The organism is Streptomyces sp. a15 (assembly GCF_059026085.1).
In genome coordinates this window covers 1-12383 of record NZ_JBWLKM010000147.1, presented here as the reverse complement: position 1 = coordinate 12383, position 12383 = coordinate 1, and the positions used below count along the sequence as shown (strand labels likewise).

Genomic DNA, 12383 nt, shown 5'->3' with positions numbered 1-12383 from the left:
ACCCTCGATGGCTTCATAGCGGGCACCGGCCTGGCACTCGACGAACCAGCGTCACCCTGACGAGCCGAAGTCAGTAATCCCTTCTGCGGCACGACCGCCGCAGCCGCCGCGATCTGACGCACCTCACGGCGCCGCGAGACGAGCCGCGAGGCCCGCATGCCCGGGCGGGATCCCACAAGACCCCACGGGTCGAAGACATGTGACAGTGACGGTCTGCCGCTGCTGCTGCGGCAGTGACATGAAGCATCCGGGCGTCGACCACGAGGGCCATCTCACCGCTGACCCATGCACGTCGAGCAGCTGCGCCTTTGCCTGCGCGACTCACTGGCCGCCACGGCCCGCGAGGTGGCCGCAAGTGTGTTGGATCAGTGGTCGGCCCAGTGCCCGACGTGGCCGACGTGCCGATGACCGTCGCGCCCGCGGTCGACGTGGTCCCCATGAGGCACGTCGACATGGCCGCACCCGCGCCGTGCTGGTGCGCGTGTTCAGGTCAGGGGCGCGTGCAGAGGGGTTCGCCTCCGGCAGCCCTTCGACAGCAGACCGCGACCGATTCGTCGGCGCGCCCCTCCCCTGCCTCCATCGTCCCCTGCGGCGCACGGCCGTAGCCCCACGGCAGGCAGCCCGGCACCCGAGAGTGTCGACACTCCCCATTCATGATTCGCCATTCATATGGCGATGGATTTCATTTTCATCTACGGTGGAGGCCGTCAAGGAGCACACCAAGCGGTGAGCGTGCTGGGGGTGATCTGTGTGAGCAGCCGGACGACCCGGCAGCGAGCAGCGGTCCTGCGTGTCCTGACTACCTGCCAAGAATTTGTGTCGGCACAGGAGTTGTACGGCCTGCTGACCGCGGACGGGATCCGGATCGGGCTGACCACCGTCTACCGCGCGCTGCGCGACTTGGAGGCGGAGGGCGGCGTCGACGTCATACGCGACGAGGCGGGCGAGCGGCTCTACCGCCGGCGCCCCGACGACGGGCACCGCCACTACCTGGTCTGCCGCGGCTGCGGCCGCAGTCGCCCGGTGGACTCCGAGGCCGTCGAGCAGTGGGCCGGGCAGATCGCCTCCGACACCGGCTTCGCCGCGGTGGAGCACACCGTCGAACTCACCGGCATCTGCGCCGGCTGCCAACCCGCCCACGCCGAAGGAGAACCGCCGCCATGCCGCTGGGAGCCCGCCCGGGAAGACCGGGACCGAGCCCGCGCCTGCTCGAGCTGAAGGAGACCGTGCGCACGCTGCTCGGCCTTGATGAGGACACCGCGGTCATGGTGCGAGAACTTGCCTGCACTGAGCCGGGCTGCCCGCCGCTGGAGACGGTCGTCGCCGTCCTGCCGATGGACGGCGAGGCCCGCCGATGGACCCTGCACCGCCCCGCCGAACAGATCACCGAGGACGACCTGAGGGCCGCCCTGCTCGCCCCACCGCACGAAGGAGCCACCCGATGACCACGCTGGACCCCACCCCGGAAGTCCGCGACGAACGCGTTCCCGTCACCGTCCTGACCGGCTTCCTCGGCTCGGGCAAGACCACCCTCCTCAACCGCATCCTCACCGAGAACCACGGCCTGCGGATCGCCGTCATCGAGAACGAGTTCGGCGAGGTCGGCATCGACGACGCCCTCGTCCTCGACGCCGAAGAAGAGATCTTCGAGATGAACAACGGCTGCATCTGCTGCACCGTGCGCGGGGACCTCATCCGCATCCTGGGCGCGCTGATGCGCCGGCGCGAGAAGTTCGACCACATCCTCATCGAGACCACCGGGCTCGCCGATCCGGCGCCGGTCGCGCAGACCTTCTTCATGGACGACGAGATCGCCGGACACCTGCGCCTGGACGCCATCGTCACCCTCGTCGACTCCGCCCACGTCCTCCAGCACCTGGACGAGGTCAAGCCCGAGGGCGTGGAGAACGAGGCCGTCGAGCAGATCGCCTTCGCCGACCGGATCGTGCTCAACAAGACCGACCTGGCCGACAAGGCCACCATCACCGAGGTCACCACCCGCATCCACGCCATCAACAGCGGCGTACGGATCATCCCGGCCCAGCACGCGAAGCTGGACCTCCAGCAGGTGCTGGACGTCGGCGCGTTCGACCTGGAGCGGGTGCTCGCCGACGACCCGTCCTTCCTCACCGAGACCGAGCACCAGCACGACCTCACCGTCACCTCGGTCGGCATCGACCTGCCCGGCGAGCTCGACGAGGACCGCCTGAACGCCTGGCTGGGGCAGTTGCTGCGCACCAAGGGCGTCGACATCTTCCGCTCCAAGGGCATCCTCGCCATCGCCGGGGCACCGAAGCAGTACGTCTTCCAGGGCGTGCACATGCTGCTGGACGGCGAGTTCGGCCGGGACTGGCGCGAGGGCGAGGAGCGGCGCAACCGGCTCGTCTTCATCGGCCGCAACCTCGACCGGGACGCGCTGGAGCGCGGCTTCGCCGACTGCCTGGCCACGGCGGGAGCGGTCGCGTGAGCGTCACCATGGATGCGGGCCTCGCCACCGCCTGGGAGGTCACCGTCGACGACGCGCCGGTCGCACTCAGCGCGCGCGGCGACCTGGTGGCCGTCGCCGGGGCCGAGGGCACGGTGCGTGTCCTGGATGCGGCCATGGGTGCGGAGATGGGCGCGCTGGAGCTGCCGGGTGGCGCGTTGAGGGTCGACCTCGCCCCGGACGCCGGGCACTTGGTGGCCGTCGGGCCGATGGGGTACGCGCTGTGGCGGCGTGCGGAAGGGCGTACGACGGTCCGGGAGTCCGGGGCCTGGTCGGCCGCCGCCTCCTGGGCGGACAACGAGCGCGTCGCCGTCTCCTCCGGGCGTCGCGCGCTCGTCCTCGACACGGAGGGCGGGGAGTTGTGGCGTACGGACCCGGCCGCGTCGACGGTCACCGACGTCGCCTGGATGCGGCAGGGGCGGCGCCTGGCCGTGGCCGCCTACGGTGCCGTGCACGGGCACGAACGGCATACCGGGAAGCCCGTCGTCACCTACCCGTACATCGGCTCGCACCTGGCGCTCGCCGTCGCGCCCACCGGGAAGTGGATCTGCAGCGGCAACCAGGACGCCTCCATCCATATCTGGCGTACCCGCGACGGCAGCGAACTGACCATGTCCGGCTACCCGGAGAAGGTCTCCAGGCTCGCCTTCGACGAGACCGGCTTCTGGCTCGCCGCCGACGGCGCGCCGGACGTGACGGTCTGGGACTTCTCCGGCAAGGGGCCGGCGGGCACCGCACCCCGTTCCCTGCGCTGCCACGAGACCGTCACGGCGCTGGCCTGGCGGCCGGGTGCCGCCGGACAGCTGGCCAGCGGTGGTGACGACGGCGCGGTGGCGCTGTGGCATGCGACGGCCGGGCGGCCCGAGGCGCTGCTGCGCCCGGCGCGCACACTGGAGGACAGCGGTTCCCCGGTGGCCGCGCTGGCCTGGGCGGGACCCCATCTGCTGATCACCGCCGAGCGTGACGGTCACGTCCGGGCGTACGGCGTGCCCTCACGGACCGCGCTGTGAACCGTCGTACGCCTCCCGTGCCCCGTCGGGCCGTGATCGGTGCCGCCGGTTCGCGGCCCTGCACCCTGGTCGTCTGCCGGGGCTGCTGCTGCGGCAACCCGCGCAAGCACCCCGGCACCGACCACGCCTGGCAACTGGAGCGGCTCCGCGTCGGCGCCGCCGCGTCCGGCGGCCGCTTCACAGTCCGTACGACGGACTGCCTCGGCCCCTGCGACCAGGCCAACGTCATCGTCGTCCAGCCCTCCGCCGCGGGACGCCGGGCCGGCGGGCGGGCCACCTGGATCGGCTTCGCCATGGACGACGACTGCACGGAGGACCTGCTGCGCTGGGCAGCGGACGGCGGGCCCGGCGTCGCCGAACCTCCAGCCACACTGGAGTTGCAGTTCGTCCGGCCGCCACGGGAGGCCCGGGCCCGTGCACGCCGGTGAGGCACCCGACCACTCCCCTTACCAGGCCGACGGCGGCCGCGACGTCCTCGCGGCCGCCCTCCCCCGTAGCCCTTCGGGCACGGGCGGTACCCCCATCCGCTCCGCCTGCGCTGCACTCGACGAGGCCACCGCGGCCACCGTCGCCGCCACGCTCCAAGCCCTGGCAACCCCCTCCCGGCTGCTGATCCTGACCACCCTGCGCCAGGCCCCGCACCCGGTCACCGAACTCGCCGCCGCCATCGGCATGGAACAGTCCGCCGTCTCCCACCAGCTGCGCCTGCTGCGCACTCTCGGCCTGGTCGCCGGCCGCCGGGACGGCCGCCGCATCGTCTACAGCCTCTACGACGACCACGTCGCCCAACTCCTCGACCAGGCCGTCCACCACATCGAGCACCTACGCCTCGGCATCCGTGACGTGGGATGACCGCCGCAGGGCCGGCCACCGTCCGCCTACCGCGTGGGCCGTACGGCCTGGACGTACGGCAGCCATGGCCGTACGTCGCCGCTCCCGCGTACCTCGAAGCCCGCGTCAGCGACGAGCCCCGGTCAGCAGGTCGACCCGCTTGTCCGCCATGCCATGACCGCCCGCGGCATGCGGCAGCTGGCGGCCGAGCCTGCCCGTCGGCGGACGTGCTCGGCGCTGAGGGTGCCCCATGGCCTCGGCGAAGCCGCGGGCCACCGCGAGGCGGAGCCCCACACCGTTTTCGCCGGGGCGTCACCGTAACTGGGCCGGGTCGTCATCGAGTCGGTTCGCGAGGTTGTGGAGGGCTCCGTCGAAGGCGAAGGGGTGGGGCTGATCCGCGCAGCCCCCTCCACTTAGAGCCCGCGCAGATAGGCCGCGTGGAAAGCCTCGGCAACAGGATGGGCCGGGTCTCATTGATCACGCAGCCGCTGCACTCTGTGACCACTGGAGACCTGTGCCAGTCCTTTGTTTCAGGCCGCCTGCCTGGCCAGCCTGTGCAGGGTCCGCGCGGCAGGTGATCCGTGGTCAGCCGTGATCAGGACGACTTCCTGGTCGTCCTCGGGAACAAGCAGGACGTCGCAGTTCAACCGCAGCGGGCCGGTCTCCGGGTGGTCGAGAGTCTTGGTGCGGTGCCCGGGGGCGTGGACCGGACGCGTCGCCCAGATCTGCCGAAACTCCTCGCTGCTGGCGTGCAGTTCGGCTAGCAGGACGGTCAATAGCGGGTCGTGCGGGTAGCGGTCGGCGGCCCGGCGCAGCCGTGCCACCACTATGTGCCCGGACTCCTCAGCGTTGGAGCTCTCGTGCATCCGCCCTTGGCCCAGGAAGCGGCGCCGGGCCAGGTTCGTCGTACCGCCTCCAAGGTCGCCGCCGAGCAGTGCCTGGGCCAGAGGATTCCAGGCGACGACGCCGTACGCCGCGTCAGTGACGATGGCACCGGTCTCCGGCAACCGCTCCAGCATCCGGGCCACATGCGGGCGTACCCGCCGCATGGCGCTGATGCCGGGCGGCGCGCTCGATCCCGCCAGGCGGAACAGGTGGCTGCGCTCCGCCGGCGTGAGCCGCAGCGCCTGGGCCAGCGCGTCCAGGATCCGGGCCGATGGCCGCGGTCCCCGGGCCTGCTCCAGCCGCGTGTAGTAGTCGACCGACATATGGGCGAGCTCCGCCACCTCTTCGCGGCGCAGGCCCGGTGTGCGGCGAGCGGTGCCCGTCTCCGTCAGGCCGATCTCGTGCGGACGCAGGCTTGCCCGGCGGTCCCGCAGGTAGTGGGCCAGCTCCTGCCGTGCCATACCGCCTCCTGTCTCGTCCCACTGCCTGGTACAGGCTGTCCCTGGCAGGGCGCCCACAACCAGGGAACCGTGGTCGTCATGAATGAACGCACAGCTCTGGTCACTGGTGCCAACAAGGGCATCGGCAAGCATATTGCCCGGCTCCTCGCCGCCGAGGGCCTCACCGTGTACGTGGGCGCCCGCGACGCCGGTCGCGGGCAGCGGGCCGTCGAGGAGATCGGTGCCGGCGCCCGCCTGCTGATCCTCGACGTGAGTGACGGCATTGTGAAGGCCGCGGCTCAGGTGGACCGCCTGGACGTGCTGGTCAACAACGCCGGGGTCGCACTGTCACTCGCCCCTCCGGCCGAAACAGACGTCGAGGAGTTCCGGCGCACGTATGAGACCAACGTGTTCGGGGCGGTGGCGGTGACCAATGCCTTCCTGCCCGCCCTGCGCCGGTCGCCGTACCCGCGCATCGTCAACATCTCCAGCGGTACAGCATCGCTGACCTGGAGCACGAACCCGAACCCCCAGTTCACCCCGGGAAGCGGTGGCGGCGCCGCCTACCGGTCGTCCAAGGCCGCCCTCAACGCCCTCACCGTCTTTTACGCCCAGACGCTGGCTGAGGACGGCTTCAAGGTCAACGCGCTCGCCCCCGGCGCGCGGGCCACCGACCTCACCCCTCGGGCCACTGCTCTCGGCGGCGACCCGGTCGAGGCCGCTCAGGGTGCCCTCCGCCTGGCTCTGCTCTCGGACGACGGTCCCACCGGTGGCTTCTTCTCCTGGGACGGAACGCACGTGCCCTGGTGAGCACGCTGGCATCCGGAAGCGTGGGCGGGGCGCCTTACTCCGCGGCACAGCCACCGTCGACCAGGTGAAGGCCGCTGAAGACGCCGCGCGGACGGACGGCAGTGCTCACGGCCGCTCAGCAGCGGCGTGTCAACGAAGTCGTAGGCTACGGCGTTGACCCGCATGCCCCGGGAGGCGTACTCCGGGGCGGCCGTCCTCCTCAGGCCAATGACACCGTGCTGAGAGGTCGCGCAGGCAGGCGTGTTCATGGGCGGCGGTTCGGGCGTTCGTCCCAGCGGTGGGTTGTCCATGCCTGACGGATCAGGCTGCGCACGGTGATGATGGTGTCGGCGAGGTCGAAGAAGGCGTCGATGACGGTGACCCGGCGCTCGCAGCAGCGGGCGAGGCGGTAGAAGGCGTTCTGCCGGGCGTGCGTGCGCTCGACGTGCCACCGCCGGCTCACACGGCCGAACGCATGTAACCCACACAGCGCAATGCACCGTTTGCCGAGTGGCCGAACCCGGGAAGCCGCCAGTATGGAGAGGCGTGAAGGATTCGGTTACCGGATTCAGTTCTTCAGGCGGCCGTGGTTCCTGACGTGGTTGTCGATGACGGCGCTGGCCGTCCTGATGGCGACCATCATGCTGACCACCGACAACGAGGCTGTGATCCCGGCTGCGCTGTTCTATGGCGCCGCGGCGGCACCGTTGGCGTTCGCCATGGCCACCCACACCAGGACCGGCTTCGCCACGAGCGTCCCACCCGCCGTTTTGCTGGGCATGTTCCTGTTCGGTGGCGGAATCGCCCTGGCTGTCGGTGGATTCCTCGACGCGGAATTCATCCGCGACTTGTCCGGTCCCGAGATCTTGCGGGTCGGGTTCTTCGAGGAATTCGCGAAATTCCTGCCCGTGCTCGCGGTGGCACTCACCGGCAGATACCGGGACGTCCGCGCCGGTGTCGCCCTCGGCTTTGCCAGCGCCCTGGGCTTCGCCGTCATGGAGTCAATGTCCTACGGGCTGCAGGCGGAGCTGTCAGATGGCATCAGCGCCGCCGAGCGCACCCTCATCGGCCGAGGGCTCACCGAACCGTTCGGCCACCTGGCCTGGACCGGTCTGCTCTGCGCGCTTGCCTTCACCAGCTGGCAGAAGCGGGGAAAGGTCACCGTCACACCCGGCCTCCTCGGCGGCTACATCCTGGTCGCCCTCCTCCACTCCGCCAACGACGGCCTGCTGACCTACGAGTCCGAGAACCCGGTCCTGATCCTGGGATACGTCGCCGTCGCCGTCACCAGCTACATCCTGTTCCGACTCGGCACCCGCAGTCTCACCTTGCCGGAGGCCGGTGAGGGCACGAGGGGCTCCCGGGTCACCTTGCACCCCAATGTAGTTAGGTACTTGTAGTACCTAACCTCAATACCGGACTCTGCTGGTGATGTTGGGTAGGTCATGCGGTGGCTGAGTACAGACTGCGGAAGTGCGTGGCCCGGCGTCGCGTTCTGGGTGCGGTGTCGATCCAGTCGGCGACACGGGCGACGTTGCAGGCCATCGCGGTGAGGACGTGCTGGACGTGGGTGCGGGCCGCGGTAGCGGGAACGTCGCAGCCCGGGGGCCCGGACGTTCTGCGAGAGGGTGGCTGAGGTGATCCCCGTGATGTGGACACACCTGACAATGGATCTTGTTGATCCTGGAAGGTGTAGATCTCTGGGGCACGGCCCTCGAAGTACAGTGCGGAGTTCCGGTCCGACGCGATCGCGTTGTGGCGGGCTTCGGCGGGGAGGCGGACGTTCAAGGACGTCGCGGCCGATCTGAACGTCAACCCCGACACGCTGCGGACCTGGGTGCGCGACGCGGACGCACCGCCGGCCGTCGCTGGCGCGTCGGACGGCGCGGAGGGCGAGCTGGCCCGGCTGCGGGCGGAGAACGCCCGGCTGCTGAAGAGCAAGAAGGAATGGCAGCTGGAGCGGGAGATCCTGCGCCGGGCAGCGGCGTATTTTGCCCGGGAGATGAAGGGAAGACCGCCGCTTGGGACTTCGTCTCCGCCCATGCCGAGATGTCCGGCGTCAAGCGAATATGCCGGGTGCTGGATGTCTCCCGCTCGGACTACTACCGGTGGATCGCCGGCGCCGGAGCGCGGGCTGTGCGGCAGGCCGCCGAGGACACGCTGGTCGCCGAGATCCGCGAGATCCACGCCGAACACTGCGGGAGCTACGGCGCGTTGCGCGTCCACGCCGAACTGCGCGGCTTCGGCCACACGGTCAACCGCAAGCGGGTCGCGAGGCTGATGCGCAAGCATGACATCGTCGGCCGCCACCTGCGGAAGAAGAAGCGCACCACGGTTCCAGACCGCCTCGCGCCGCCGGTGCCGGACCTGGTCCGGCGGAACTTCACCGCCGACGCTCTGGACGAGAAGTGGTGCGGCGACATCTCATACGTGCAGGTTGGCGCGACCTGGCTCTACCTCGCCTGCGTCTTGGACATCCGGTCCCGCCGGTTGCTCGGCTGATCGATGGCCCCGCACATGCGGGCCGGACTCGTCATCGACGCGCTGCAGAACGCGGTCGCCGCCCGCGGCGGCAACGTGGCCGGAGTGATCTTCCACGCGGACCGCGGGTCGCAGTACACCTCAGCCGCGTTCGCCCAGGTCTGCAACCGGTACGGCATCCGCAGAAACATGGGCAGGGTCGGCTCGAGCTACGACAACGCCCTGGCCGAGAGTTTCTGGCAGGGACGAAGCGAGAAACGATGCACGGAAACTGTTCTTGACGATGCGACAGGCGCGTCATTGAGGCAGTGCCAGCAGTGCCGAGTGCGAGTCTCGTCGATCATGACGAGGGCCATGTGTCCTGAGCTGGGCTGTGTCAGGGCAGTGGGATGCCGACTGCTGGAGTTCCCACCGAAGCTGGCAGTTTTTGGGTCAGGCCTGGTGGTAACTGCCGGGAAATGATGCTGAAGCTCCACCCCGCCTCGGCGGGGTTGTCAGGGTGTACGGAGCGCCTGGGCGGTGCCGGACGCCTGGGCGGCGACGCCTGGGATGCTTGAGGTGATGAAGGAGCCGCCGCCGGTCAGGTCTCCGACCACATGCACGCGCGGGTCGGCGGGGACCAGGCCGCCGGACGGGTGGAGCGTGGCCAGTCCGCTGTCCACCAGGGACCGGACCAGGTGCCGGGCCGCGGCCGGGACCGCGTGCGGTGGCGGGTTCACGGCGTTGACGACGATCTCCGCGGTGCGTTCGCTGTCGTCATGCCGCACCCGGAACCGCCCGTTCACCGGCTCGATCGCGTGGACGCCGGCAGTGACGGCGAGCTGGCCGGAATCCAGGAGCCGCATCAGGATGGACGCGTTCACCGGAATCATGGGCGAGGCCACGCTGGTGGCCGTGCGGAGATGGCCCCGTAGCCACGCGCGGTCGGATTCGGGCAGCAGCCGCCACGCGTACGGGCCGACGCTGTGCGCCGTCTGCTGCAGCACGCGGCGGCCGATCCGGGGGTCGTCGATGGCGGCGATCTGCCGCCGGAGCCGCTGGACCGGGTCCTCGGCCTCAGTGCCCCGCAGCTCGGCCGCGAGCTCTTCGAAGTCCTCCCCCGCGTCCGCCAGCTCCGCGCGCAGAAGCCCGATGAGATCGTCGAGCGTGACGTTCCCCCGCGCCCTGTGCAGCCCCGCCACCCGTTCGGCGGTCACGTGCCGCGGGCGCCGGTCGTTCGGGCGCTGCCAGACGTGCGGCAGCACCCCGCTGCGCGACAGGAGCGTGATCCGCCCCCGATGCCCGCGCGCGGCGAGCGCCACGACGACGTCCACGGCGCTCAGGCCGCTGCCGATGATCGCCACATCGCCCCCGGCCGGAACGGGGTCGAGCATGTCGGCCACCGGATACGGGTCGGCCGTGAAGCCCGGGTTGCCGGCGAGGCCGTACAGGTCTGGGGGTGTTCCTCCGCCCACGCACATCGCCACATGGGTGGCCTCGTGCTCTTGTGCGTCGTATGTGCGCAGCACGAGACGGGCCCCGGAGCGGACGACCTCACTCACGCGGGCGGCCACGACGCGTACAAGCCAACCCTGCTCACCCAGCGCCGCTATGGCCTTCTCGGCGGTGTGCGCCAGATACTCGCCGTAGAGCGCACGCGGGACCAGCGGCTGACCCAGGAGCTCGTCGACGTGGTCGGCGCCTCGTTCTCCCAGCCAGGCCGCGTAGTGGCCGAAGTCGCCGCTGCGGATCGACATGAGAGCGGGGGGCGAGTTCACCAGCACCGAATCCAGGTCCGGGCCATACGGCCGCCCCCGCCACAACTGCGGCGACGGCTCGAAGACCGTGATCGTGCCGGTCTCGCCCCCGGCGGCGGCCTCGCCCTCCGCGGCGGCCAGCGCGTCCAGCAGGCCGACCGCTGCCGAGCCCCCTCCGACAATCGCGATATCCATGATCTCCCTCTCCGGTGGTCGTGTCTCATCGACCTTCGCCAACGCCGTCGGAGAACCCCATCCCCCGCGCAGGGGCGATCGGCCTGGAATGACCCCCTCACACGAGGGGTTGGCGCCGTGCAGAAGGCCGGGCAGGCTGATCCGCGGAGGGGATGCGCATGACCGATCCACGCCGGCCGATGCTGCAGGCCGCAGAACGGGCCGCCGACGCGGTCGAGTTGTTCAGCCGGGCCTCGGCCGGGCTGAGACGGCTGGTGCCGTTCCACTCGGCCGTGTGGACGGCCGCCGACCCGGAGACCGGCCTGATCACGGCGCCGATGCTGGTGGAGAACCTCGGCTCCGGTGAGGGCTGTGCCGCCTACTGGGAGAGCGAACTCCTGGAGGAGAACGTCCTGCCGTTCCGCGAGCTGGCCCGCGCGTGTGTACCGGCGGCCGGGTTGCGCGCGGCCACCGGCGATCTGCCCGCCCGCAGTGCCCGCTTCCGGCGCCTCCTGCTCGGCCAGGGCGTGCACGACGAACTGCGCGCCGTACTGCGGATCGGCGACCGGCCATGGGGCCTGGTGAGCCTGTTCCGCACCACCGACGCGTTCCGTCCGGACGAGATCGCGCTGCTCGCCGACCTGTCCCGCCCGCTGGCCGCGCGGCTGCGCAGGTTCGCCCGGCCGCCCGAGTCCGCACCCCGCACCGACTCGCCCGCGCCTGGCCTGATCCTCTTCAACGAGTCCGGCGAAGCCATGTCGATCAATGACGAAGCACGGCATCACCTCGCGCTGCTGCCGAAGGGGCCGTCCTTCCCCTCACCACTGGGGCTGAAGCTGCCCATCTGGCTGATCGGCACGGCCCTCCAGGCACGGGCCATCGCCGACGGACGCGACCACGGCAACGCCCGGGTGCGCATCCGCACCACCGAAGGCCGCTGGCTGAACTGCCACGCCTCCTCCCTCACCGGCCCCGGCCGCCGGCCCGGCCCGGTGGCCCTCGTCATCGAGCCCGCGACGCCCGCCGACCTGGCGGTCCTGGTCGCCGAGGCGTACGGCCTGACCTCGCGGGAGCTCCAGATCACCCAGCTCATCGCGCGCGGGATGACCACCGCCGAGATCGCCACAACGCTGTTCATCTCCCCGCACACGGTCCGCGACCACCTCAAGACCATCTTCACCAAGGCTTGCGTCTCCAGCCGAGGCGAGCTGGTCGCCCGCCTGTTCACCGAGCATTACTGGCCCGCCCTGCCAGAGCCGACCCAAGTCCAGCGCCCCGGCCAGCCCCCCGCCCAAGCCCGACACGGTCACAGTCCGACACGTCCGGCGGAGCCCCGCCCCGCAGCACCTGTACCCACCGACCAGACGATCTGATTCTGGCGTCGCCAACACCTGATGGACACCGGGCAGTTGCCCGACGCAACCAGCAAAGAGCGTTCCGAGCTGGCTGCGGCCCGTCGGCGTAACGCCGAACTGGAGGCCTAGGGGGTGTTTCGAAAGTCCCGCACAGCACCCACGGCGCCCGGCACGCACTCTCGCCGCACCGGCCGAAA

Annotated in this window: 12 protein-coding genes and 2 pseudogenes; 10 read left to right on the top strand and 4 right to left on the bottom strand. The window is 70.6% G+C overall.

Annotation, left to right across the window (positions count from 1 at the left end):
* Positions 1–726 precede the first annotated feature (726 nt).
* From AC5P09_RS49780 to AC5P09_RS49755, 6 genes are all read left to right on the top strand, one after another.
* Positions 727–1218 (top strand): Fur family transcriptional regulator, encoded by a 492-nt coding sequence (locus AC5P09_RS49780; RefSeq protein WP_493880281.1) that lies wholly within the window; start codon positions 727–729, stop codon positions 1216–1218.
* Between the two features lie 8 nt (positions 1219–1226).
* Positions 1227–1445, top strand: coding sequence for a hypothetical protein (locus tag AC5P09_RS49775; protein ID WP_493880280.1), 219 nt, complete (start codon positions 1227–1229; stop codon positions 1443–1445).
* Positions 1442–2467: a CobW family GTP-binding protein gene (locus tag AC5P09_RS49770; protein ID WP_493880279.1), complete on the top strand. Its 1026-nt coding sequence runs from the start codon at positions 1442–1444 to the stop codon at positions 2465–2467. Before AC5P09_RS49775 ends, AC5P09_RS49770 begins: the two co-directional genes overlap by 4 nt.
* Entirely contained in the window at positions 2464–3495 is a 1032-nt protein-coding gene (locus AC5P09_RS49765; protein ID WP_493880278.1) for a WD40 repeat domain-containing protein, read from the top strand. The genes AC5P09_RS49770 and AC5P09_RS49765 overlap by 4 nt, the downstream gene beginning before the upstream one ends.
* 35 nt (positions 3496–3530) lie before the next feature.
* Positions 3531–3923 carry a (2Fe-2S) ferredoxin domain-containing protein gene (locus AC5P09_RS49760; protein WP_493880283.1) on the top strand — a complete coding sequence of 131 codons (393 nt, stop codon included), beginning with the start codon at positions 3531–3533 and terminating at the stop codon, positions 3921–3923.
* A gap of 94 nt (positions 3924–4017) precedes the next feature.
* On the top strand, positions 4018–4347 hold the full coding sequence (locus AC5P09_RS49755) for an ArsR/SmtB family transcription factor (RefSeq protein WP_493880282.1): 330 nt from the start codon (positions 4018–4020) through the stop codon (positions 4345–4347).
* 509 nt (positions 4348–4856) lie between these two features.
* Here the strand turns inward: AC5P09_RS49755 and AC5P09_RS49750 are convergent.
* Positions 4857–5672, bottom strand: a complete 816-nt coding sequence (locus tag AC5P09_RS49750; protein WP_493880277.1) for a helix-turn-helix transcriptional regulator — start codon at positions 5670–5672, stop codon at positions 4857–4859.
* A gap of 78 nt (positions 5673–5750) precedes the next feature.
* Here AC5P09_RS49750 and AC5P09_RS49745 point away from each other — a divergent pair, with 78 nt between their 5' ends.
* Positions 5751–6461: an SDR family oxidoreductase gene (locus AC5P09_RS49745; RefSeq protein WP_493880276.1), complete on the top strand. Its 711-nt coding sequence runs from the start codon at positions 5751–5753 to the stop codon at positions 6459–6461.
* Here AC5P09_RS49745 and AC5P09_RS49740 read toward each other — a convergent pair.
* On the bottom strand, positions 6374–6709 hold the full coding sequence (locus AC5P09_RS49740; RefSeq protein WP_493880275.1) for an SDR family oxidoreductase: 336 nt from the start codon (positions 6707–6709) through the stop codon (positions 6374–6376). The genes AC5P09_RS49745 and AC5P09_RS49740 overlap by 88 nt on opposite strands.
* A pseudogene (locus tag AC5P09_RS49735) lies at positions 6706–6897 on the bottom strand (IS5/IS1182 family transposase); the annotation flags it as partial. The pseudogene AC5P09_RS49735 and the gene AC5P09_RS49740, both read right to left, overlap by 4 nt.
* A 151-nt stretch (positions 6898–7048) precedes the next feature.
* On the opposite strand from AC5P09_RS49735, the gene AC5P09_RS49730 reads away from it, so the two are divergent.
* Positions 7049–7840: a PrsW family intramembrane metalloprotease gene (locus tag AC5P09_RS49730; protein WP_493880274.1), complete on the top strand. Its 792-nt coding sequence runs from the start codon at positions 7049–7051 to the stop codon at positions 7838–7840.
* 296 nt (positions 7841–8136) lie between these two features.
* Positions 8137–9190: pseudogene (locus tag AC5P09_RS49725) on the top strand (IS3 family transposase); the annotation flags it as partial.
* A 225-nt stretch (positions 9191–9415) separates the two neighbouring features.
* On the opposite strand, the gene AC5P09_RS49720 reads toward AC5P09_RS49725, so the two are convergent.
* A complete protein-coding gene (locus AC5P09_RS49720) occupies positions 9416–10852 on the bottom strand; it encodes an FAD/NAD(P)-binding protein (protein WP_493880273.1) in 1437 nt (478 codons plus the stop codon).
* A 158-nt stretch (positions 10853–11010) separates the two neighbouring features.
* Between AC5P09_RS49720 and AC5P09_RS49715 the strand changes: the two genes are divergently transcribed.
* The gene (locus AC5P09_RS49715; RefSeq protein ID WP_493880272.1) at positions 11011–12204 is read left to right on the top strand and encodes a LuxR C-terminal-related transcriptional regulator; all 1194 of its coding nucleotides are present in this window, start codon (positions 11011–11013) and stop codon (positions 12202–12204) included.
* Positions 12205–12383: the final 179 nt, after the last annotated feature.

Coding starts and splice junctions, on each gene's coding strand:
- AC5P09_RS49770 (WP_493880279.1), top strand. CDS start 1,442: ATGACCACGCTGGACCCCACCCCGGAAGTCCGCGACGAACGCGTTCCC.
- AC5P09_RS49750 (WP_493880277.1), bottom strand. CDS start 5,672: ATGGCACGGCAGGAGCTGGCCCACTACCTGCGGGACCGCCGGGCAAGC.
- AC5P09_RS49720 (WP_493880273.1), bottom strand. CDS start 10,852: ATGGATATCGCGATTGTCGGAGGGGGCTCGGCAGCGGTCGGCCTGCTG.
- AC5P09_RS49745 (WP_493880276.1), top strand. CDS start 5,751: ATGAATGAACGCACAGCTCTGGTCACTGGTGCCAACAAGGGCATCGGC.
- AC5P09_RS49730 (WP_493880274.1), top strand. CDS start 7,049: ATGACGGCGCTGGCCGTCCTGATGGCGACCATCATGCTGACCACCGAC.
- AC5P09_RS49715 (WP_493880272.1), top strand. CDS start 11,011: ATGACCGATCCACGCCGGCCGATGCTGCAGGCCGCAGAACGGGCCGCC.
- AC5P09_RS49740 (WP_493880275.1), bottom strand. CDS start 6,709: ATGAACACGCCTGCCTGCGCGACCTCTCAGCACGGTGTCATTGGCCTG.